Here is a 20,388-nt window from a genome sequence, read left to right as displayed (position 1 = left end):
ACCGCGGTGCGGCCGAGCCGGCCCGGCGCGCGGAGGCCCGCTACGACCTGCGGGTCGACGCGACAAGCCCGGCGCTGTTCCCGTCCCGTGAGTGGCTGCGGGCCTACGAGTACGTGGGGCAGTCGATCGGCGGCGCCGGCCCCCGGCAGTATCCCCTCGGTGTTCCGGAACTCCAGGAAGAACTCGCGGCCTACCTCGGCCGTTCGCGGGGGGTCCTGACGACCGCCGCTGAGGTCGCCGTCACCACGGACTTCGACCACGCCCTCGACGTGGTGTGCCATGTCCTGCACGACCTCGGTGTCGACCACATCGCCGTGGAGAACCCCGGTGCGCCCTGGCAGGTCAGGATCGCCGAGCGGGCAGGGCTGCGGGTCAGCGGAATCCCAGTGGACGATGAGGGCATCGACGTGGACGCCCTTGCCCGGTCCGGGGCGCGCGCCGTCGTTGTCACCCCGGTGTCGCAGGTGCCGACGGGGGCCGTGCTGTCGCCGGGGCGCCGGGAGGCCCTGCTGCGCTGGGCCGCTGACGTGGACGGCTGGGTGATCGAGTACGACCGGGACGGGCACTTGTGGTTGGGCGTCAGCAGCGGTCCCCTCGCCCTGCAGCGGCACCGTCCGGAGCGAGTGATCTACGCCGGGACGACCGGGGCCATGCTCGGCCCGTGCATACGGCTCGGCTGGGTGGCAGCGCCCGACGCGGTGGCGGAACGGCTCGGCCGGACACCGTTGGGCACCCCGGACCCACTCACCCAGCTGACGTTCGCCCACTTCATCTCGTCCGGCATGCTGGACCAGCACGTCCGGGAGATCCGGACCATCCTGCGGGCACGGCGCGCGGCGCTGCGGGACGCCGTCGAAGAACACCTGCCGGGCGCCCGGATGACCGGCGAGCCGTCGGGCATCCACGCCTACGTCCAGTTACCCCAGGGCGTCGACGACGCCCGCCTCGCCGCCCTCGCACGGGCGAAGTCGGTTCTCGTATATGCCGGCAGGCACTTCCAGTTCGGCCGCCGGTCGCCTTCGTCCGGGGTGGTGCTCGGCTACGGTGCGGTGCGCAGCAGCCTGCTCCCGGAGGCGGTCGGTGTGCTCGCCCGGGCCATGGGCCGAGTCACCGGGGAGCCGGTCTCCTGACGCTGGCCAGGAAGTTCGCCAGCATCGTGAGGCCGTCGCCGGTGGTGATGCTCTCCGGGTGGAACTGGACACCCTCGACCGGCAGTTCGCGGTGGCGCAGTCCCATCGGGTAGCCGTCGTCGGTCGACCGTGCCGTGCACAGGAGTTCCGCGGGCAAGGGCTCGGCCACGACGATGGAGTGGTACCGGGTGACCGTGTGCCGGTCCGGCAGGCCGCCGAACACGCCCAGGCCGTCGTGGTCGATCACGCTCGTGCGGCCGTGCATGAGGGTGCCCGCGAGCCGGACCGCGCCGCCGAACGCCAGCGCGATGGCTTGATGTCCGAGGCACACGCCGAGCAGCGGCACGTCACCAGCGAAGTGGCGGACCAGCTCCACGTGGCCGGAGTCGGCGGGGTGACCGGGCCCCGGTCCAAGGACCACGGCGTCCGGTCGCCACGCGGACAGCTCCGGTGCCGTGCGCGCACCGGAACGGACGACCTCGGTGTCCGCCCCCAGTTCGCGCAGGTACTGGTCAATGATGTGGACGAAGCTGTCGAGAGCGTCCACCACCAGCACTCTCACGCCAGCTCCTTCCCGGTGAGCGCCCAGTGGGCGGCCCCCATCTTGGCCAGGGTCTCGTCCCACTCCCGCTTCGGCTCGGACAGGGCGACCACTCCCGCACAACTCTGCGTGGCGTAGCGTTGGTCGCCTGGGGCGGGTTCGTGGTGCGTGATGGTCCGGATGCAGAGGGCGAACTCGGCCCACCCCTGGACGTCCACGAGTCCGACGGCGCCCGCGTAGAGGCCGCGGCGCTCGGCCTCGATCTCGTCGATGATCTCCATGGCGCGCAGCTTCGGCGCCCCCGTCATGGTCCCGGCGGGGAACGTGGCACACAGCACGTCCCAGACGTCCCGGCCGACGTCCAGTGTGCCGGTCACCGTGGACACCAGGTGGAACACGTGCGAGAACGCCTCGACCGCCATCAGGTCCGCCACCGCGAGGGTGCCGGGGCGGCAGACCCTGCCGATGTCGTTGCGGCACAGGTCGACGAGCATCACATGCTCCGCCTGCTCCTTGATGTCGGCCTGCAGTTCCTTGATTCGCCGCTCGTTGTCCGCTCCGGTCGGGTCGCGCCGCGTGGTCCCCGCGATCGGCCGCATGGTGATGAGGCCGTCGTCGAGGCGGAACAGCAGCTCCGGGCTCGCGCCGATGAGGGTCGTCCCGGACTGGGTGAGCAGGTACATGTACGGCGACGGGTTGCGGTCGCTCAGGCGCCGGTAGACCTCTTCCGGCGTCAGTTCGCTGCGTACGTCGATGCGGTGGCCCACCTGGATCTGGTAGATGTCCCCCACGCGAATGTGGTCCAGGCAGCGTTCGACCCAGCCCAGAAACGTCTCCCGGTCGACGGTGTCGTGCACCGCCAGCGGGGCGGTCGCGGGCGGCACGGCGAAGTCAGCGTCGGGGATGTCGCGCAGCGCCTCGTGCGGCAGCGGTTCGGGCAGTCCGGGGCCCGTGGCGCGGAGCAGCACCGGCGGTCCGCCCTCGCGGCTGAACCACAGGGTGTGCTGGAACAGGGTGAGCGTCAGGTCCGGCACGTCCGGTGGGGTGCGCCGCGGCGGCAGCTCCTCCATGTACGCGGCCGCGTCGTAGCCGACCGTGGTGAGGAAGCCGAAGGCGAATCCCCGCACGTCGGTATGCACCCGGAACAGGCTCGTGGCCCGGCGGAGCATGCCCCAGGGGTTGGTCGTCGTCAGGCCGCAGCGGGCCCGCAGCAGGTCGGCCACCGGACCACTGCCGCGCACGGTGACCCGGTCTCCGGTCACCGAGATCTCGGCGAGCCGACCGAAGCCCACCACGGTGCCCGTGCCCGCATGGGACCGGTCCGGGTGCAGGTCGTCGAGCAGGAAGACCTCCTCGGCGCCGAGCCTTCGGCGCAATTCAGTACGCACGGCCAGTGCGTTCGCGGTTGTCTCCACGGGAATCGCGGTCACGGTAACGTCCAGTAATTCCGTCATCACGGAGATGGCGCACCTCCTTTGTTAGCCGTAAAGTAAACAAAAGCTGAACAGCCCTGATCACCAGCGTTGTTGCTCGGAAACTATGTCATCGCCCCGGTCATGACTGGCCAGACCAATGGCCGCTGCACCTACCAGACCACTTGATGAATTCATTGCGCCCCGGACGGAGATCGTGTTGGTCTGCGTTCATGACGAATTCCGACCTGCTCGTCTCCTGGCGCGACGCCCCCGCGACGCACCAGCCGGAGTGGCCGGACCGCGCCGCTCTGGAGGACGTGGTGGCCCGGCTGTCCGCCGCCCCTGGCCTGGTTACCCCCAGCGCATGCGACGGTCTGCGGTCGCGGCTCGCGGCAGCGGCCACCGGTGAGGCGTTCGTGCTGCAAGGCGGCGACTGCGCGGAGACGTTCGACGGTGTGACACCGGAAGCGGTCCGCAACAAGATCAAAACGTTGCTTCAGATGGCCGTCATCTTCACTTACGCGGCCGCGACGCCGGTCGTGAAGATCGGCCGCATAGCGGGGCAGTACGCCAAGCCGCGGTCCAGTCCCTTCGAGACCCGGGGCGACGTCACGCTCCCGGTGTACCGGGGCGACGCGGTGAACGGCTTCGCGTTCGACCCACTGGCCCGGGTGCCGGACCCGGCCCGGCTCTGGCGGATGTACGAGGCCTCACGGTCCACCCTGGACATCATGGCGGGCTGTGCGCGCGACGGTTACGCGGGGCTCGACCAACTGCACCGGTGGAACCGGGACTTCGTGGCGAGCTCGCCGGCAGGCTCCCACTACGAGGAAGTGGCCTACGAGATCGACCACGCGCTGCGGTTCATGCGCGCCTGCGGCGTCCAGCTCGACATGCTGCGTTCGGCCGACATCTTCGCCAGCCACGAGGGCCTGCTCCTTGATTACGAGGACGCGCTCACCCGCCCCGACCCCGACGGCATCAGCTATGCCACCAGCGGGCACATGCTCTGGGCCGGCGAGCGCACCCGCGCCCTCGACGGCGCGCACATCGGCTACTTGAGGAGCATCTCCAACCCCGTCGGGGTCAAGCTCGGGCCGACGACGACGCCGGAGGAGGTCCGCTCCTACATCGACCTGCTCGACCCGGAGCGGCAGCCGGGCCGGTTGACCTTTATCACCAGGATGGGCGCGCGCGAGATCCGCGACCGGCTGCCCGGCTTGATCCGCGCTGCGGGGAGCACGGGCGGCACACCGCTGTGGATCTGCGATCCCATGCACGGCAATACGTACGTGGAGCGAAGCGGCCGCAAGACCCGGCGCCTCGCCGACATCCTCGACGAAGTGCGCGGCTTCTTCGAGGTCCACCGTGCCCTTGGCACCCACCCCGGCGGCATTCACGTCGAGTTCACCGGCGAGGACGTGACCGAGTGCATCGGCGGCGGGGACGAAGTCCTGGCCGCCGATCTGCACCACCGCTACGAGTCGACCTGCGATCCGCGGCTCAACCGCAGCCAGTCTCTCGACCTGGCCTTCGACATCGCCGAACTGCTGTGACCGCGTGACCGGCAGCGCGCCCGGCGCGAACCGGGTGCGCTGGCGCGATCAAGCCTGCCCGAAACATGGAGGGGACAGTGAAAACCGTAGGAGTCGTGGGGGCCGGCGTCATCGGAGCCTGCGTGGCTTTGAGTCTTGCCCAACGCGGAATGCGGGTGCACTGCGTGGAGCGCGCGCAGCCCGGCGGTCTGACCACCAATGTCAGCTTCGCGCGGCTGAGCGCCTTTCAGCAGCCGACGTACGCAAGGTTCGAACTGAGTCACACCGGAATGATCGAACACCTCCGGTTTGCCGAGCAGTTCGACTCCGCCCCCTGGTGGCATCCCACCGGAAGCCTCGCCTGGGGCGACGACGAGGATGGCGGCGGCGACGGCAGCGGCCCGTCGTTCGCGGACGTGGTCCACCGCCTCAGCGCCTGGGGCTATCGGGCGGTCTGGTGCGACGCGGCCCGGGTGAACCGCGAATGGGAGCCGGGCATCGCGTTCCCGCACGCCCGGACACCGGCCGTGCTGTTCCCGGACGAAGGCTGGATCGACGGGCCGAAACTGGTCTCCGAGATGCTCGCAGCGGCCAAGGACACAGGGCGCCTGACGCTGTGGAACGGCACGGTCGACGGCATCGCGGTCCACGACGGAGAAGTGCGGGCCCTCCGCCTCGAAGCCGGCGACCGTATCGAGGTCGACGCCGTCGTCAATGCCGCCGGGCCGGAGGCGCCCACGGTGGCCGCGACGCTCGGAACCGCCCCGCTCGAGGGCGTCGCGACGCGCAGCAGCCTCGTGATCGACCTGCTCACAGACGGCGATCCGGTGCGGCACGTCCTGCGCGGCGCACAGGCCCACGCCAGGTCGGCGGGGCCGGGGCGGGTGCGCGTGCGGTCCGACCAGATCGACGCCCGCCTCCCGACCGGAATCCGGTCCGACCCCGGCGACGAGCTCGTCAAGGACCTGCTGGAGCGCGCGTACCGCACGATCCCGGCGCTCGAGTCGGCCACCGTCGACCAGGTGCGCATCGGTACCGCCGTGTTCCCGGCGGACGGACTTCCAAGCGTCGGCGAGCTGTCCGCCGTTTCCGGCTACTACGAGGCCTTCGCCAACAGCGGTATCACCCTCGCCCCGTTCATCGGGCGGACCCTGACCACCCACATCGCCACCGGGGAGATTCACCCGCTGTGGGCCCGATGCTCTCCTGACCGATTGAGGACGGCATCGTAAACATTCTGGAACCACCAAGAAGGTTCTGGAGCCGCCAATTTGTGGCAGCGCCGCAAACCGAGCGAGAGGGAAAACATGTCGGCATTTCCGGAGCTCCGGGAGCTGATCACGAGCTTCATATCCGAAGAGCCCTTAGAGATCCAGGAGATACGCACGGGAACCCTTCCCGAGCTGCCGGGGTCGTACGGCCAGTACTTCACCGCCTGGGACTTCTCGAACAGCATCGTTCGCGACTACTCAATGAATCTCTACCAGTTGACGAGGATGGCGACGGACGAGAGTCTCTCCGTCGAGAACGTGCTGACGGTCTTCCGCACGCTGGACCCCATCTACAGCACCTTCCTCGGCTACAACGGATTCCCGACCCTGGCGAAGTACGCCGATCAGGTCGGGCAGCCCGCGGACAGCCGTGGCGAGCTCGTGGACAGGCTGGCCACGTTCACCGAATACGCGAACCGGCTCACGGCCTGGTCGCACCATTACTTCCCGTGGGACCTGGGCGAGCACTACCGCTACCCCACGAACAGCGCCGCGGCGCTGCCGGAGCACACCTCCGCGCCGCTCGCTGTCGAGGAGGACCCGCTCCAGCGGATTCCGATCCGCCTCACCTGGCAGCCCTTGGGGGTGGAAGTCGATGCCGAGCTCTACTGCGACTTCAATCAGCAGCTCTGCATGGACTTCCTCAAGTCCCTGCCGTTCACGGTCCTGCAGGACCACGCGGTTGTCAGCGGTGAATCCATGTATGCCTGGGCGCCCTTGGTGAGCGTGGCGCCGACGCCGGTGCGCGAGCAGATCTGCGACGCGCCGGTCGGCCGGCTCAGGTTCAGCCAGGCGACGGGCAACAAGGTCATCGTCCAGTACGGGCCGACCTCGGAAACGCTCAGCAGCCCCGTCCTCGGCAAGGTGATCGACAGTCACACCGACAGGCTCGCCGAGGTCGGAAAGGCGGTATGGGAAAGCACATTTCGCTCGAAGGAGCTCATCTGGCTCACGGTGGAACGCCTCTAACCACGGCCAGTGGGGCGGGACATGCGGCCAGTCAGAAAGGGTGAAGGCATGACAAGTTCGCCAAGCAAACCGACCAGGGAGCTACTGTTCCCCGAACTGAGCGACTCCATTGAATCGCGGATCGCCTGGTTCCAGCACATGCAGAAGAATCAACCATTACGCTTCCGCCCGGAATACAACCTGTGGGAAGTGTTCCGGTACGACGACGTGCAACATGTACTCAAGAACCCCAACGACTTCTCGGTGACCAACAAGACCCACATGGGCCTGCCGTTCTCCTTCGGCCGAGCAGACATACCGGACCACCGTTATCTGCGAGGGTTCGTGGCACGCTCATTCCAACCCGGCAGCATCGAAAAACTGGCGCCGGAGTTCACGGCCATGGTCGACTCGCTCCTGGAGCCCGCCCGCACCTCCGGAAAAATGGAGATGCTCGGCGAGCTCTGCTATCCGATCATGGAGCGTGCCGTTGCCCACATGTTCGGCCTCCGGATCCCCGGCGCCGACCGTTTCCGGGAATGGTCCGACCAGATGTTCGGCCAGCTCATCGGGGTCCGCTCCCCGGACCATGCCGACGTGGTCGACCTGTTCGAGGACCAGCTCAACGAACGCAAGCGCAATCCGAGCGACGACCTCATGAGTGAGCTGCTCGCGGAGCGGCGCAAGGACGGACGACTGGCCGAGGAAAAGATCGTCCACATGTGCCTTGACCTGGCGACCGCCGGCAACGCACCCCTGGCCCTCATGCTGGCCTACGCCTTCGACCGCTTCTGCCGGGACCCGGGGCTCTTCCAGGCCGTGCGGCGCGACCCCTCACTGATTCCGGGGGTCATCGAAGAGATCCTGCGCTACGACTTCTCGTGGTTCAACCTCTGGCGCACGGCCCGGCACGGCACCGTACTGGGCGGGCACGAAATCAAGGCGGGCCAGTACGTGGTGGTCTGGGACTCGTCGGCCAACTTCGACGAGAAACACTTCCCCCAGGCCGACCGATTCGACATCAGGCGCTCCCCCAACCCCCATCTGACCTTCGGGCAAGGCATGTACATCTGCCTCGGCCTGCCCCTGGTACGCGTACTGGGGCGCATCGTGCTGGAACGCATCGTCGCCACCTTCTCCGATTTGCGCTCCAACCCGGAGAGCCCCATGCAAACCCTGGACCAGATGAAGGACTACATCGTCTCCCTCGACGTAGTCCTGACACCGTCGCCGGTGGCCGTCCCCTGACACAGGGCTCGGATTCTCGGGGCCGAGCAGGCCGCTTGCGCCACCACGGAAGACCACCGCAAGCTGCCTGCGCGCACGCTCCGAACCTCACCCAGCCTCCCGCATTTTGCACGTCGGCTCCGGGGGGCACCCCACGTGCGCGGGGAGCAGCGCCATCGGCGTCGCGATCTGGATGATCTACCAGGGAACAGCCCCACGTGCGTGGGGAGCAGCCACGGTTCGGCTGATCCCCGGGGCCGGCCTCCCTGCTCCCTGCGCACGCTGGGATGAACCCATGCGCATGCCATCAGACGTGCGTTGGTGTCCGATCCGCTGATGCCGTGATCGAGGGACGCTGCTCGGCGCTGAGGCAGAGTTTCCTGAACTCGGCGCCCTTAGGGGACTTCAAGAACTCGGCTTCTTCTTGCTCGTGCATGATTGGTGAGCGGCGTGGGGTAGAGAGGCGACCCATGGCTGGCCAACCCGATCACTCCCCCTGGGAGCGGCAGAGGGTTGAGTCTCCGCAGGCGTTCGAGGCGTTCGCTCTGTAAACGCGATCTGGACCCGGCGCGCAGTGTCACGAAGGTGGCACGGGAGTTGGATAAGTCCCGCGCGCTGGTGCCGGCGGATCACCTGTGAAGACGCCGCACCCTCCAGCCCTGGATACAGGAGTGGGCTTCACCGCACCGGTAAGGCACTCCGCTGCGCATGGTGTCGTGCTCTCCGCGCGGTCTGCAGTGTCTGATCCAGTAGCGCGCCACGGTCTCTGCAGTCTGATCGCGAAGTCCCCTCAGGGGACAGCCAGGGGACGGAAGGATCGGGAAAGGCCCGGAAACAGACGTACGGGAACGGCAAGCCGGGTGTCCGTTCATTCCCCTCTGACCTGCGAAAACAGGAAACGCGCGGCAAGATCAGGAAGATCCGTAAAGGACTCATAATCCGTCGGCCGTGGGTTCGAGTCCCACCCGCCCCACTCTTCCCTACCGGGCCAGTAGGTCCCGCTCGGCGCTGGAGGTCGGGTTCGCCCGGAGCGACTGCCAGCTCGCGTTGCTTGTCCAGCGCAGCGACCAAGCGGACAAGGCTCTGGAGGAGTTGGAGGAGCGCGTGGCGTCGCTGGAGAAGACAGGGTGGGCGCTTCCTTGATCGATTCAGCGCGTTTGACTGTCTTTTCGACGCTGTGACGGGCGGCCCGGCGCTCGTTCTTCGAGCCGGGAGACCGTCCTGGCCCTGGCCGCCACGGGTTCGGTTGGGGAGCTCGTCCGATTCCGGCACGGACGCCGGGACCGCTTCGACTGGGCTCAGAGGTCGTCCGGCAGAAGTCGGAAGGCCTTGTGGCCGGTCAGGGGGCGGGCCGTGCGGAAGTGGCGATCTGTGGTGAACACGGCGTCGGTTCGGTAGGCGGCAGCCAGGGCCACATTCATGGCATCGGTCAATCCAATGCCCTTCCCTCCGTCAGCGTCTGCATAGCCTTCGGCGACGGCGATCGCCGCGCTCAGGTGCTCGGCGACAGGGGGCACTTCGAACCGGCGGGTGGCCACGTTACGTTCGATGAACCTGGCCGCGGTCAGGGCTTGGCGGAGACCGCCTCTAGCCGTGATCAGGTAGTCCAGCTCGGCCAGAACCATGGGGGAGACGATGAGGTGACCGATCGCCGCCAGTGCCTCTCTGTGCTCCTCGTGACGGGTGAGTTTCGGGTCGAGCAGGCGAGAGAGGGCGTTGGTGTCGGCGATTGCGATCAGACTCACGAACCCATCCCCCTGAGTACGTCGTCGATCTCATCGTTGGTGAGGTCGGGAAGGTCGAGTTCCGGCAGCTCGATGAGACCCATGGGGTCCGTGGGGTACGCGGGGATGTCGTCGTCGGTGATCGGGACAACGCGTGCGACGGCGACGCCGTTCTTGGTGACGACTACGGTCTCGCCGCGTGCTGCAGCGGCGAGGACCTGCGACGACTTCTGATTGAACTCGCGGGCAGTGGTCTCCATGTACTACATGTTGCTACTCCCACCGTTGCGGCGGTCCTCAAGGAAGTGCAGCAGCGCGACGTGCGCGCCTGAAGGCTGATGACTTCACGGGCCGCAGCCGCCATGTCTTTGGGCGTCGTGGCCGACATGATGACCGCACAGTCGAACCGCTCGAAGGCGGACGGCCAAATGAGCGGACGGCCAAATGAAACGCCCGGCCCTCGCTTGGTCCCGCGCCGGGCGGCGGTGGTTTCCGAGTTCAGTCGCCGGCCGGGCGTGCGGCCTCTATGACCCCGTGGACGGCCCGGCTGATCCGGTCCGCCGCAGCTTCGGGGTCCGGCTGTCCGGCGTTCAGCCAGCCGATGACGGCCTCGATGGTGAATACGGGAATCACCCGCGCCGCCCAGTCCAGCCAGGGTCCGGCGGGCAGGAGTGCGGCGAGGTTCCGGTGAGCGATCTCGGCCGACGCTGAGGTGAGGGTGTCGATGAGGTCGCGGAACTCCGGCTCCCGGGCGGCGTGATGGAACAGCAGCCGGAAGGCGTCGGGGTCGGCCGACGCGGCACGAACCAAGGCAGGGACCGAGGTCTCGTCGAAGTCGTCGCTGCCCACGTGGTCCACGAGCCGTGCGCAGGCTCGGTCCAGGACCGCCCGATACATGTCGGCCTTGGACTCGAAGTGCCGGTAGAGCATCACCCGGGTGATGCCCGCCTCGGCGGCGACGTCATCAAGGCCGGTGGCGGCGAATCCGGCGCGCGCGAACGCCCGGGTGGCGGCATCGAGGATCTGCTCACGCCGCTCGGCCCGCCGCATCCGCTTCACCGGCTCCACGCCATCGAAGTCTGCTTGATCTGCCACCCCGACCTCCCTCTTGTTTACGCACGAGTGTACAAGTACGTTTGTTAATGTCGAAGTATACAAATAGGCGCCCACTCAGGAGCTGCCGTGACCCACCAGCTGCCCTTCGAACAAGCCGGTCCCCTGCAGTTCCCGCCGCTACAGCGCGAGCTGCAGGCCCAGGGAGCCGTCCACAAGATCCGCACCCGCGTCGGCCACGACGCCTGGCTCGTCACCGGATACGACGAGACGCGCCGGCTCCTCGACGACCCCCGGCTCGGCCGCTCCCACCCCTGCCCGGAATCCGCCGCCCGCTCAGGCGAATCGGCCCTCTTCGGTGGCCCTTTGGGGAACTACGCGACCGAGGAGGCCGACCACGTCCGCATGCGCTCCCTGCTCCAACCGCACTTCACGCCAGGGCGCATGCGCGCCTTCCGTCCTCGCGTGGAAGACCTCACCGCCGAGCTTCTCGACAAGCTCACGCATCAGGACCAGCCCGCCGACGTCATCACGGCCCTCGCTCTGCCGCTGCCGATCCTGGTCATCTGTGAGCTGCTCGGTGTGCCGTACGAAGACCGCACCCGGTTCCGCGCGTGGACTCAGGCCGCCGCCGATGTGCTCGACCGGCCACGCTCCGAGCAGGGGCTGGACGAACTCTTCCAATACGGAAAGGAGTTGGTGACCCGTAAGCGCCGTGAGCCCGGTGACGATGTGATCTCACGTCTCTGCACGACCGACGGGGTCGGCGACGACGAGATCGCCATGCTCACGATGGCCTTGCTGTTCGCCGGTCACGAGACCACCGTCGTCCAGATCGGCCTCGGCGCACTGCTGCTGCTATCCCACCCAGGCCAGTGGCGGGCCCTGGCCGAATCCCCCGACCGGATACCGGATGCCGTCGAAGAAATCCTGCGAGCCCCCGGCAAGAGCGGCGGTGGCATACCCCGCTACGCCCGCACCGACTTCGATATCGACGGCGTCACCATCCAGGCCGGGGACCTCGTGATGCTGGACAACGGCGCCGCCAACCACGACCCCGCCGTCTTCCCCGACCCCGACCGCTTCGACATCACACGCCGCGCCGCCTTCCACCTCACGTTCGGACACGGTGCGCGCTACTGCATCGGCGCACCCCTGGCCCGCATCGAGCTGCAGGTCGCCCTCGCGCAACTCGTCCGGCGCTTCCCTACGATGCGGCTCGCCGTGCCGGTCGAGAAACTGACCGTTCGCAGCGACGTGCTGACGGGCGGTCTCGTCAACCTCCCTGTGGCCTGGGAGTCGCCGCCACCGCCACCGCCACCGCCACCGCCTTCGCCTACCTCCGCCGACCCCGCCCGGGCCGAAGCCCGGCCTACGCGTGAACGGAACCGGTAACGGGGCGACACGTCAAGGAAGAACAGCAGCGGGACGTCCGCGCCTGACAGCTGACGACCCTCTCTTCGGGCGTAGAATTCACGTGCATCCAGGGAGGCGCCATGCGCCGCACCAGAGGAATCGGGCCGTTCAGGCTCGGGACCGGCCACAACCGGAGTTCGGTGGTGGACGGGTCGCTCAGCCGCGATCGGTTTGTCGTTGATGTGGCTGAGGGCTTGATGGGCGTCGGAGTCCCCTTCAGGCGCGGGTGCAGCGCCTTGGGGTTCCGGGTCACAGTCACCGACACAGAAACCGGCCGTCGGCAGTATGTCTCCGAGAACTACACCCACGACCTCGCGTACGCAGACGGCGAGAGGTACGTCACCAAACTGGTCACCGGCAGGAAGAGCGTGAAGTAGGCCTGGTGAGTCAGAGGTGTGGCTGCCGTGCCGCCTTCTCGTCGGCGGGGCCGGAATCCCGGCGGGCTCTGCGGGGGTGGAGCATCAGAGCGGTGAGCAGCAGCAGAGCGAGCGCCACCGCGATCCCCGGCACACCGATGCCGTTCAGGCCCTCCGCCGGCCACCGTTGCGCGGTTCCCGCCGCGTCGATCACGGGGTCGGCGACGCTGCCTCCGCGCAGGACACGGATCTCGTACCAGCCGTAGTAGGCCACATACGCGCCGACAAGGAGCAGCAGGCAGCCTCCGAGACGGGAGGCGACAGCGCCGAGGCGGCGGATCCGGCCCACCCGCGCGGTGCGGGTCAGCGCGTGGTGAGGGCGGCGGCGCCGAAGAGGGCCACGGAGGGGAGAGTGCGGGTGACGCCGGGGGCGCGGCGGAGTTTGGGCAGCAACGCAGGCAGGCTGCGTCCGACAAGGAGCCAGGCGCCGACGAGGGCACCACATCGCGCCATGGACGAGACCGAGGCGACCATGGTGATCACGGTGATCACGGCAGTGTCCGTCATGGGCCGGGACACCGACATCCAGATGCCCATCCAGATGCCCATCCCGATCCCGCCGACCAGTCCGGCCGCGCCACCCCATGCCGCATGGACCGGGAGGGCGACTGTGCTCGGCGATACCTGCATGGTGGTTGCCATGGTGGTGAGCCCCTCTTCCCACTCGGTGGTGTCTGCTTCCGGCCTTGACGCTATGACCGCCTGCTGGGGCAGGTATGTGAGGGAGCTTGCGTACCCGGCGGTAGATCATCCCGCCGCGACTTCACGGCGGTCAGCAGCGCATAGCCCAGCGTGCCGTCGGCAACCGCTGTGCGTGCCGCGTTCAGGACGGCTGGGGCCGCGTCCAGGTTCAGTCCCGCGTCGGCGAGTCCGGCCGGGGCGGTGATGCGCAGCAGGTTCAGCCTGGCCTCGATCTGGTCGACCATCCGGAGCATGGCCCGGTCGTGGCGTTCGGTGGTGAGGACGCGCAGGCCCGCACCGGCCAGGATGTCGGCGTACTCGTCGAGCGGGCGGGCGTCGGCGACGCAGGCGATACGCGCACTCAACCCGCCCAGCTCCGGGGGAAGTCTCTCCGGGACTGCGGTGACGTCGGTGATGCCGACCCGCCCACCGGGGCGCAGCACGCGGGCGAACTCGTCGGCGGCCTGCGCCTTGGCAGGGAACGTACACATCGCGCATTCGCACACCACCGCGTCGAACACACCGTGTGCGTAGGGCAGGTGCTCCGCGTCTCCCGTGACGAACACGGCCCGCCCAGCGAGTCCCGCGGCTGGGACCGGATCTGTTCGCGGTAGCCGACGGAGTTGTAGGCGCAGAACGGGATGAGGCGCCCGTCGGGCGTGATCTCCTCGACGCAGCACTTCATCAGCTGCTTGACGTTGAGTGTGTAAGGGTCCTGGAAGTCCTGCACCACGACCATGAACGTCTTGTCGTTCAAGTCCTTGACGGCGGAGGGGAGATCGATGCCGCAGTGGTCCGCGCAGTCCAGGGCCTCGGCGGTCGCCCGCAGGTTCTCCTCGGTCGTCTCGGTACCCATGAACGCGGAAGCCGACCACAGCTTCTCCAGGGCCTCGCGGACGCCGGGATCGGGCAGGACGCGGTTGGTGACGTAGTCGAGGTAGTCCTCGACGTTCAGCAGCCGTGGGATGGGCACCACGTTCCGGTTGCCGGGCTCGCCGTCGACCAGGAGGTAGGTGACCGACCGGCATGTGGGGAAGCAGCAGGGGACGGGGAAGAAGTCGCCCTTCTGAAACCACGCCGGGCGCTGACTGCTGATCAGTTCGATGACGTCGGGGTTGGTGAGCCGGTTCAGAGGGTCGAACTGCACATGCCGCCCCGAGTGGGTGACGGGCTGGAAGGCCACCGAGCGTACGGCGGGGTGGTCGATGCCGTACTCGATGACGGCGCCGACCTCGTGCTCGTTCAGGTCGCGCTCGACGGCGGCCACGAGGGTGACGGTCAGTCCGGCCTCGGCACAGTTGTCCAACGCGCGCTGCTTGAACGTCCGCAGGTCCCGACCCCGGATCTCCAAGTGGGTGCGCTCGTCGAAGCCGTCGAACTGGAGGTAGATGTTCACCGACCTGCCCGGCACCTGGTCGCGCGTGCCCAGTTCGGCGACGAAGGCCCGGTCGGTGGCGAGGCGGATGCCGTTGGTGTTGAGGCTGACGTTCCTGATGGGCCGGGCCTGCGCGAGGTCGATGAAATCCAGGATGTGCCGGTGGATGGTGGGCTCGCCGCCGGAGAACATCACCACCTCCGCCTCGCCCTCGGACTCCACGAACACGTCCAGCATCCGTGCGCACTGCTCATGCGTGATCGAGTAGCCTCCCCCACTCTCGGCTTCGCTCGAGCGGGGGGACCCCCATCTCTGGTGGCCGGAGTCGGCGAAGCAGATCGGGCAGTCCAAATTGCAGCCGGTGTTGACCTCGATGATCCCCAGGCAGGCGTGCTGCTTGTGCTCCGGGCACAGTCCGCAGTCGCTCGGGCAACCGTCCCGCACGTCGGTCTGGAAGGTGAGGGGAAGGGTGCCGGGCTTGTTGAAGCGGGCCGACGACAGGTACTCCTCGGCGTCGCCGTACACGAGTGCCTCGAACTGCCCGTGCGCTGTGCAGCGTTTGCGCAGATACACCTTGTTCTCGCGGATGTTGACCTGGGCGTCGACGGGCGTCTTGCACACGGGGCAGATCGACTTGGTGAACTCGACGAAGACCTCATCGCGGTCCACCTTGCGCCCCGGCGTGGATGCCTGGGTCATCTCAGTCCTCCCATCGGCCTCGGCCGGGTTCCCCGACTCGGTCGGAGGTTCGCACGGTCCTGGCGGTGCCGTGGCGTATCACCTGGTACGCGGATGAGCATTCCGGCGTAGAACAGCAGGAGTGCGTCCTGGACCAGCACGAACCAGCTCAGGCTCTGGGCCAGGTAGATCCCGAAGCAGCCGCAGTTGGCGACAGCGAGCCCGCGTGCGTACGCCTGTGCTGCCAGCAGCGCCCACACCACGGCGACGGCGGTGAACACCCATACCGGCGCCCTCGTGCGGGACCGTGGGCGAGCCAGGAACCACACCCCGCACACCAGCTCGCCCGCGACCAGTGCCACGGCGAGCGCGGTCGCACCCGATCCGGCGACCAGCTCGTACCCGGCCAGAATCCCGGGCATCTGCCGAAAGGACGCAATCTGCCCGGCCGCCATCGCGACGCACAGCGCGCCCAGCACGATCCGCAGCATCATGCACCCGACGCTAGGGCCGCGGCGCGGCCCGCGACTGTAAGCGCGCTCACCGAAGGCACGACGGACCTGCTTTCTGCGCGGTACGCGGCTGTGGGCAGGTGCCGTCCAGGGTCTCACCGGCGGTCAGCGCGCCGTTCGGCCTCCTTCGCCACCAAGGCCAGCGACGCCGCGACAGTCTCCTCCCAGCGTCCGGCCACCACATGCCCCCAGCGTTGCCCGAGCGCCCACAGGTCGGTGCCGAGCTCTCCCTCATAGACAAGGCGGGTCCCCGCGGCGTGCTCGGTCAAGGTGAACGATTCGACGACGTGCGGTACCGGGCCGCGCACCAGGCGGAAGTCGATGCGCTCCGGTCGGAGGAACCGGACCGTCTCCACGGTGACGGCCTTCCAGCCGCCGCCAACGGGCGTGTAGTGGGCGGCGAGGACCATGTCACTCCCGCGTTCCAGAACCCGCACCTTCTCCCGCATCGTCCTCGTCGTCCGCCCCAGGTACGGCTGGGCAATCACGTCGAAGACAACATCCCGGGGAGCTGCCAAGTCCACCGTCTGCGGCCCGAGCCGCCGCACGCGCCGACCCACCCCCAGGTCGACGGGCAGCGCGCCGGAGACCAGACCCACGTAGCTGCCCGCGGCAACGGCTGCGGCGCCCGCGGTCCACGCTGCCGCTCGGGCAAGGCGGCGGCCGGTCACGGAGCGGTCTCCGGCTGGCTGCCATCGACTGTCACTGTGCACGAGGCCTCCGAAAGCACCGTTCCGTTCCATACGGCCCGCAGCATGGCCATACTCCTCCTCAGCGCCGGAACCTGGACGTTCCCGGGACCGGGTTCTGATCACGCTATGCATGACCGACGGCTTGGTCTGGTGACCGCGCTCACGGTTCACCGGCGCGTCACGCAAAGCCATGCGGGCGGGTGGCACGTAGTTCGGCCATACGTCGGTCGCGGGCCTTTCCTCGGTAAGGCACTCCGCTGCGCTGCAGTTGAAACGGCATGGGTCGGGACGATCGGTCGTGGCGCTCCTGACCGCTCAATCGGCTTGATGTGTCTCCTGCTTGGCCTGCTTCGCTGTGAAGTCCGTGCGCCACCGTTCGATCAGCGGGGGCAGTTCGCGCAGCATGAAGGAGTAGAAGTCCCTCATCTCCGCCATGCGCTGCCCGGCGGGGGTGGACGGGTCGCCCGCCGCCGCGAGGCCCTGGTCTGCGACCTCCCCCATGGTCGCCAAGAGCTGGTTCTGCTGCGACATGAGCGTTGCCCAGGCGCCGTCAGGGAAGCGGTAGTGGTCCCTGCGGCTGCCCGGTGCCGGGACGCGTTCCAGCAGTCCGCTGGGTGTGAGCTGCTTGACCGCGCCGGACACCGCTCCGGAACTGATCTGCAGCTCCGCGCACAGGTCTGCGGCGGTCAGCGTCTCCTGCTGGCTGAACAGCAGGCAGGTCATCACCCGCGCGGTGGTCTTCTGCATTCCGCCCTGCGCGAGGATCAGCGCCAGCTTCTCCGCCGCGTCCCGTAGCCGCTTGTCGTCGCCCATGCCGACACCCTAGCCGAGCATCCCCATCATTCAGAGTATTCACAGATCTCTGAAATCTTTGTACGGTTGAGTTCCGGACGCGACCAGCCCTCGTGGCCGAAGGGCGTCGACAATCCGAGCAGTGAGGAACACTCATGGCCCCGATCAAGACAGCAGCCGACCTGCACGGGATGTCCAACGAGTCCTGGAGGCGGCACGCCAACCCCTGGAGCGTCTGGACCCGGTTCGCCGCCATCCCGGCCTTCGAGCTTGCCGTGTGGAGCCGGGAATGGCTCGGCTGGTGGTGCCTGGCCGCCGTCGGCGCGGTCGTGGTCTGGCTCTGGCTCAACGTGCGCCTGTTCGGCCCCGTGGGTCCCACCAGCTGGGCCGCGAGGGGCATCTACGGCGAGCAGCTCCACGTCGACGGCCAGGTTCCGGCCGAGCACAGGACGATCCTCAACTGGCTGATCGCGACCGGCTTGTTCGGCTTCGCGTTGATCGGCTGGGGCCTTGTCGCCCTCGACATCTGGCCGCTCGCCCTGGGGACGGTCATGGTGGTGCTCGCCCAGCTGTGGCGGATCGACCGCTACGGCCTGCTGTTCCAGTACTTGGGTGACCAGGCACAGGACGGCCGGACACCGGACACCGCAGCGTGAAGCAGCTCCTCGCGCTCTCCGCGGCGCTCTCCACGGCGCTCTCCACGCCGCTCTCCACGGCGCTCAACTGGATGCGCCCTCCGCAGTCCTCTCCTGGATAGGGTGACGGCCGTCAAGATCCTGACGGAACGTTGGCGATCCGTCGGCGGTCCCTTGGCGTCGAACCTCCATGAAGGGGCGGTGATGTGATGGCGCGCGCGACGCGGGTGTGGCACTCGCTGTTCACGACTCACCCGGCCCGCACCGTCGTCATGGCCTTCGCGCTCGTGACCCTCATCGGTGCCGTGCTGCTCGCCCTGCCCGTCGCCGCCGAGAGCGGGGACGCCACCGGGCTTGTCGCCTCCCTGTTCACCGCCACGTCGGCGGTGTGCGTGACGGGGCTGGCCGTCGTGGACACCGGCACACACTGGAGCGGGTTCGGTGAGGGCCTGATCCTGGCGCTCATCCAGGTCGGCGGCTTCGGCATCATGACCATGGCGTCGCTGCTCGCCCTGCTGGTCTCCGGCAAGCTGCGCCTGCGTATGCAGCTGACGGCGCAGGCCGAGACGAAGAGCTTCGGCATCGGAGACGTACGACGGGTGCTGCTCGGCGTCGCCGGCTCCACGGTGATCGTGGAGCTCACAGTGGGCGCGCTCCTCGCGCTGCGCTTCCGGTTCGGGTACGGCGAGTCCATCGGGGACGCCACCTACCTCGGGTTCTTCCACGCCGTGTCGGCCTTCAACAACGCCGGGTTCGGCCTGCACGCCGACAGCCTCACCCGCTACGCGCAAGACCCCTGGGTCACCCTGCCGATCGCCGCGGCAGTGATCCTCGGCGGCCTCGGCTTCCCCGTACTGCTGGAAGTCCTGCGCCACCGGAACCGGCGTACGAGGACGGGGCGCCGCAACTGGACCCTGCACACCAAGCTCACCCTGCTCACCACGGGCACCCTGCTCCTGATCGGCACCCTGCTCACGTGCCTGATGGAGTGGACCAACAAGGGCACGCTCGGCGCCTTCGACTGGCCGGGGAAGCTCCTCAACGGCTTCTTCCACTCCGCGATGACCCGCACCGCAGGCTTCAACAGCCTGGACATCGGGGCCATGCAGGCGTCGACGCTCCTGGTGAGTTGCATCCTCATGTTCATCGGCGGCGGCAGCGCGGGCACCGCCGGGGGCATCAAGGTCACCACCTTCGCCGTCCTGGCCGCGGCCATCGCCGCCGAGGTGCGCGGAGAACCCGATGCCTCGGTCATGGGCCGCAAACTGGCCCCGCACGTCCTGCGGCAGGCGCTCACCGTGGCGCTGCTCGGGGTGGGCCTGGTCATGGCGGCGACCCTCGCCCTGCTCAGCATCACCCGATACCCCTTCGAACAGGTCCTCTTCGAAGTCGTCTCCGCCTTCGCCACCGTAGGACTCTCGACCGGAATCACCGCCGACCTGCCCGCCACCGGGCAACTGATCCTGACTCTGCTCATGTTCGTCGGCCGGCTCGGCCCGATCACCCTGGTCTCGGCGCTCGCCCTGCGGGAGCGCACGCGCCGCTACCACCTGCCCGAGGAGCGACCCGTCATTGGCTAACTACCTCCACAGCCTCCGGCGCCGCCGCCGCAAGCGCCTCGCTCACCAGTACGCTGCCAAGGCCCCGTCCGACCAGCGCGTCGCCGTCATCGGCCTCGGACGCTTCGGCAGCTCGCTGGCCAACGAGCTCACCCAACGCGGCTGGGACGTCCTCGGCATCGACACCGACGACCGGCTCGTGCAGAAGTACAGCGACGGCCTCGCCCACGCCGCGGTCGCCGACTGCACCGACCCCGAGGTGCTGCGCCAGCTCGGCGTCCACGAGTTCACCAGCGCGGTCGTCGGGATCGGCACCGACATCGAGGCATCGATCCTGGTCACGTCCAACCTCCTGGAGGCGGAGGTCCCCAATATCTGGGCCAAGGCGATCAGTCGCCAGCACGGCCAGATCCTCGAACGCCTCGGTGCGCACCATGTCGTCCTGCCCGAGTACGAGATGGGCGAGCGCGTCGCCCACCTGGTCACCGGTCGGATGCTGGACTTCATCGAGTTCGACGACGACTTCGCCCTCGTCAAGACCGTCGCCCCCGAACTCGCCACCGGTGTCCCGCTGGGCCGCAGCGAGGTCCGCAGCAAGTACGGCGTCACCGTCGTCGGCATCAAACGCCCCGGCGAGGACTTCACGTACGCCACCGCCGAGACCGTCATCGAGAAGGGCGACGTCATCATCGTCACCGGGAAGACCCACGCCGTGGAGGCGTTCGCCGACCTCGGTTGAGGCCCGCTTGCCTGACGGCGTCCAGCAGCTGCGTCCCCGGTGGCTCCGG

Annotated in this window: 21 protein-coding genes and 2 pseudogenes; 10 read left to right on the top strand and 13 right to left on the bottom strand. The window is 68.3% G+C overall.

The features are described 5' to 3' along the window. On the top strand, positions 1-1,130 hold a 1,130-nt coding region (locus tag QIS99_RS29700), incomplete at its 5' end, for an aminotransferase-like domain-containing protein (RefSeq protein WP_282516816.1). On the opposite strand, the gene QIS99_RS29695 is transcribed toward QIS99_RS29700, so the two are convergent. Continuing rightward, positions 1,108-1,692, bottom strand: a complete 585-nt coding sequence (locus QIS99_RS29695; protein ID WP_282516815.1) for an anthranilate synthase component II — start codon at positions 1,690-1,692, stop codon at positions 1,108-1,110. The two genes, QIS99_RS29700 and QIS99_RS29695, sit on opposite strands and share 23 nt — an antisense overlap. Beyond that, a complete protein-coding gene (locus tag QIS99_RS29690) occupies positions 1,689-3,059 on the bottom strand; it encodes an anthranilate synthase component I family protein (protein ID WP_282516813.1) in 1,371 nt (456 codons plus the stop codon). The genes QIS99_RS29695 and QIS99_RS29690 overlap by 4 nt, the downstream gene beginning before the upstream one ends. 257 nt (positions 3,060-3,316) lie before the next feature. Between QIS99_RS29690 and QIS99_RS29685 the strand changes: the two genes are divergently transcribed. The 4 genes from QIS99_RS29685 to QIS99_RS29670 all read left to right on the top strand — a co-directional run bounded on the left by QIS99_RS29685 (position 3,317) and on the right by QIS99_RS29670 (position 8,088). Beyond that, positions 3,317-4,642: a class II 3-deoxy-7-phosphoheptulonate synthase gene (locus QIS99_RS29685; protein ID WP_282516812.1), complete on the top strand. Its 1,326-nt coding sequence runs from the start codon at positions 3,317-3,319 to the stop codon at positions 4,640-4,642. 65 nt (positions 4,643-4,707) lie between these two features. After that, positions 4,708-5,853, top strand: a complete 1,146-nt coding sequence (locus QIS99_RS29680; protein ID WP_282516811.1) for an NAD(P)/FAD-dependent oxidoreductase — start codon at positions 4,708-4,710, stop codon at positions 5,851-5,853. Positions 5,854-5,928: 75 nt separating this feature from the next. Beyond that, positions 5,929-6,861 carry a cucumopine synthase-related protein gene (locus tag QIS99_RS29675; protein WP_282516810.1) on the top strand — a complete coding sequence of 311 codons (933 nt, stop codon included), beginning with the start codon at positions 5,929-5,931 and terminating at the stop codon, positions 6,859-6,861. A gap of 48 nt (positions 6,862-6,909) precedes the next feature. Further along, entirely contained in the window at positions 6,910-8,088 is a 1,179-nt protein-coding gene (locus QIS99_RS29670; protein WP_282516809.1) for a cytochrome P450, read from the top strand. A gap of 1,277 nt (positions 8,089-9,365) precedes the next feature. Here QIS99_RS29670 and QIS99_RS29660 read toward each other — a convergent pair. From QIS99_RS29660 to QIS99_RS29650, 3 genes are all read right to left on the bottom strand, one after another. Beyond that, a complete protein-coding gene (locus tag QIS99_RS29660; RefSeq protein WP_282516807.1) occupies positions 9,366-9,812 on the bottom strand; it encodes a PIN domain-containing protein in 447 nt (148 codons plus the stop codon). Then, positions 9,809-10,051, bottom strand: coding sequence for a type II toxin-antitoxin system Phd/YefM family antitoxin (locus tag QIS99_RS29655; protein ID WP_282516806.1), 243 nt, complete (start codon positions 10,049-10,051; stop codon positions 9,809-9,811). Before QIS99_RS29655 ends, QIS99_RS29660 begins: the two co-directional genes overlap by 4 nt. A 238-nt stretch (positions 10,052-10,289) precedes the next feature. After that, positions 10,290-10,886 carry a TetR/AcrR family transcriptional regulator gene (locus QIS99_RS29650; protein ID WP_282516805.1) on the bottom strand — a complete coding sequence of 199 codons (597 nt, stop codon included), beginning with the start codon at positions 10,884-10,886 and terminating at the stop codon, positions 10,290-10,292. An 87-nt stretch (positions 10,887-10,973) separates the two neighbouring features. Between QIS99_RS29650 and QIS99_RS29645 the strand changes: the two genes are divergently transcribed. Further along, a complete protein-coding gene (locus tag QIS99_RS29645) occupies positions 10,974-12,239 on the top strand; it encodes a cytochrome P450 (RefSeq protein ID WP_282516804.1) in 1,266 nt (421 codons plus the stop codon). A gap of 101 nt (positions 12,240-12,340) precedes the next feature. Further along, a complete protein-coding gene (locus QIS99_RS29640; RefSeq protein ID WP_282516803.1) occupies positions 12,341-12,637 on the top strand; it encodes a hypothetical protein in 297 nt (98 codons plus the stop codon). A gap of 10 nt (positions 12,638-12,647) precedes the next feature. Here the strand turns inward: QIS99_RS29640 and QIS99_RS29635 are convergent, their stop codons facing one another. The 8 genes and pseudogenes from QIS99_RS29635 to QIS99_RS29600 all read right to left on the bottom strand — a co-directional run bounded on the left by QIS99_RS29635 (position 12,648) and on the right by QIS99_RS29600 (position 17,427). After that, positions 12,648-12,965: a hypothetical protein gene (locus QIS99_RS29635; protein WP_282516802.1), complete on the bottom strand. Its 318-nt coding sequence runs from the start codon at positions 12,963-12,965 to the stop codon at positions 12,648-12,650. A 14-nt stretch (positions 12,966-12,979) separates the two neighbouring features. After that, the gene (locus QIS99_RS29630) at positions 12,980-13,318 is read right to left on the bottom strand and encodes a hypothetical protein (protein ID WP_282516801.1); all 339 of its coding nucleotides are present in this window, start codon (positions 13,316-13,318) and stop codon (positions 12,980-12,982) included. 50 nt (positions 13,319-13,368) lie between these two features. Beyond that, a complete protein-coding gene (locus QIS99_RS29625; RefSeq protein WP_282516817.1) occupies positions 13,369-13,722 on the bottom strand; it encodes a hypothetical protein in 354 nt (117 codons plus the stop codon). Between the two features lie 90 nt (positions 13,723-13,812). Continuing rightward, positions 13,813-14,385 (bottom strand): annotated as a pseudogene (locus tag QIS99_RS29620) (methyltransferase domain-containing protein); the annotation flags it as partial. A 197-nt stretch (positions 14,386-14,582) separates the two neighbouring features. Beyond that, a pseudogene (locus QIS99_RS29615) lies at positions 14,583-15,431 on the bottom strand (radical SAM protein); the annotation flags it as partial. Then, positions 15,428-15,904, bottom strand: coding sequence for a MauE/DoxX family redox-associated membrane protein (locus QIS99_RS29610; protein ID WP_282516800.1), 477 nt, complete (start codon positions 15,902-15,904; stop codon positions 15,428-15,430). The gene QIS99_RS29610 and the pseudogene QIS99_RS29615, both read right to left, overlap by 4 nt. Before the next feature lie 113 nt (positions 15,905-16,017). After that, complete coding sequence (locus QIS99_RS29605) at positions 16,018-16,593, bottom strand: SRPBCC family protein (protein WP_282516799.1); 576 nt, start codon at positions 16,591-16,593, stop codon at positions 16,018-16,020. Between the two features lie 336 nt (positions 16,594-16,929). After that, the gene (locus tag QIS99_RS29600) at positions 16,930-17,427 is read right to left on the bottom strand and encodes a GbsR/MarR family transcriptional regulator (RefSeq protein WP_282516798.1); all 498 of its coding nucleotides are present in this window, start codon (positions 17,425-17,427) and stop codon (positions 16,930-16,932) included. A gap of 134 nt (positions 17,428-17,561) precedes the next feature. Between QIS99_RS29600 and QIS99_RS29595 the strand changes: the two genes are divergently transcribed. The 3 genes from QIS99_RS29595 (at position 17,562) to QIS99_RS29585 (ending at position 20,339) form a co-directional block, all read left to right on the top strand. Then, positions 17,562-18,062 carry a DUF6653 family protein gene (locus tag QIS99_RS29595; RefSeq protein ID WP_282516797.1) on the top strand — a complete coding sequence of 167 codons (501 nt, stop codon included), beginning with the start codon at positions 17,562-17,564 and terminating at the stop codon, positions 18,060-18,062. A gap of 188 nt (positions 18,063-18,250) precedes the next feature. Then, positions 18,251-19,621 carry a TrkH family potassium uptake protein gene (locus QIS99_RS29590; protein ID WP_282516796.1) on the top strand — a complete coding sequence of 457 codons (1,371 nt, stop codon included), beginning with the start codon at positions 18,251-18,253 and terminating at the stop codon, positions 19,619-19,621. Continuing rightward, positions 19,614-20,339, top strand: a complete 726-nt coding sequence (locus tag QIS99_RS29585; protein ID WP_282516795.1) for a potassium channel family protein — start codon at positions 19,614-19,616, stop codon at positions 20,337-20,339. The genes QIS99_RS29590 and QIS99_RS29585 overlap by 8 nt, the downstream gene beginning before the upstream one ends. Positions 20,340-20,388 lie beyond the last annotated feature (49 nt).

Origin of the sequence: Streptomyces solicavernae (genome assembly GCF_029968095.1) — a bacterium.
In the GTDB taxonomy this organism is placed as follows: Bacteria; Actinomycetota; Actinomycetes; order Streptomycetales; family Streptomycetaceae; genus Streptomyces; species Streptomyces solicavernae.
Note: the sequence above shows the minus strand (reverse complement) of the source record. Positions and strands in the feature narration are given on the sequence as shown.

What these genes read in the sequence shown, in the direction of transcription:
- QIS99_RS29685 (WP_282516812.1), top strand. Translation starts at nt 3,317, where the DNA reads ATGACGAATTCCGACCTGCTCGTCTCCTGGCGCGACGCCCCCGCGACG.
- QIS99_RS29680 (WP_282516811.1), top strand. Translation starts at nt 4,708, where the DNA reads ATGGAGGGGACAGTGAAAACCGTAGGAGTCGTGGGGGCCGGCGTCATC.
- QIS99_RS29675 (WP_282516810.1), top strand. Translation starts at nt 5,929, where the DNA reads ATGTCGGCATTTCCGGAGCTCCGGGAGCTGATCACGAGCTTCATATCC.
- QIS99_RS29670 (WP_282516809.1), top strand. Translation starts at nt 6,910, where the DNA reads ATGACAAGTTCGCCAAGCAAACCGACCAGGGAGCTACTGTTCCCCGAA.
- QIS99_RS29655 (WP_282516806.1), bottom strand. Translation starts at nt 10,051, where the DNA reads ATGGAGACCACTGCCCGCGAGTTCAATCAGAAGTCGTCGCAGGTCCTC.
- QIS99_RS29640 (WP_282516803.1), top strand. Translation starts at nt 12,341, where the DNA reads ATGCGCCGCACCAGAGGAATCGGGCCGTTCAGGCTCGGGACCGGCCAC.
- QIS99_RS29630 (WP_282516801.1), bottom strand. Translation starts at nt 13,318, where the DNA reads ATGGCAACCACCATGCAGGTATCGCCGAGCACAGTCGCCCTCCCGGTC.
- QIS99_RS29610 (WP_282516800.1), bottom strand. Translation starts at nt 15,904, where the DNA reads ATGATGCTGCGGATCGTGCTGGGCGCGCTGTGCGTCGCGATGGCGGCC.
- QIS99_RS29600 (WP_282516798.1), bottom strand. Translation starts at nt 17,427, where the DNA reads ATGGGCGACGACAAGCGGCTACGGGACGCGGCGGAGAAGCTGGCGCTG.
- QIS99_RS29595 (WP_282516797.1), top strand. Translation starts at nt 17,562, where the DNA reads ATGGCCCCGATCAAGACAGCAGCCGACCTGCACGGGATGTCCAACGAG.
- QIS99_RS29590 (WP_282516796.1), top strand. Translation starts at nt 18,251, where the DNA reads ATGGCGCGCGCGACGCGGGTGTGGCACTCGCTGTTCACGACTCACCCG.